Genomic DNA, 397 nt, shown 5'->3' with positions numbered 1-397 from the left:
ATAGGAAAGACACTGGAACTCCTTGTTCAGGTTCAGGTAAGACTTGCATACTTTAAAGAATACCTCGATGCTCCAGCGTTTGCCGTATATACGGATGATTTCCTCTTCGGGCAAGCTCATGTCGGTAGAGATTAAGGCAATCCACTTTTTGCGGTTGTTTCGGTCACGCACAAACACAATCATGACAGGCAGCTTGTTGTCGTGCTGATCATAAATCTCAGCAGCAACGGATAGAAGGTATTTGGACTTCCCGCGGCGCTTCTTATTGGCATTGTATATCTGAGTCAAAGTTTTCTTTTCCCCATCAATCAGGTATTTGATTTTGGGTGAATTTTTTAATCTGGCAATGGTATGAAGCTTTAGTTCAAATATCTCAACGATTGTGGTCGAGAAAGAA

General features: G+C 42.1%; 1 protein-coding gene. It reads right to left on the bottom strand.

Annotated features, from left to right (window positions below):
• Positions 1-397: transposase (locus CIB29_RS15170; RefSeq protein ID WP_157910324.1), on the bottom strand; the 397-nt coding region annotated here is incomplete at both ends.

It is taken from the genome of Petroclostridium xylanilyticum (assembly GCF_002252565.1).
Taxonomy (GTDB): domain Bacteria; phylum Bacillota; class Clostridia; order SK-Y3; family SK-Y3; genus Petroclostridium; species Petroclostridium xylanilyticum.
Note: the sequence above shows the minus strand (reverse complement) of the source record. Positions and strands in the feature narration are given on the sequence as shown.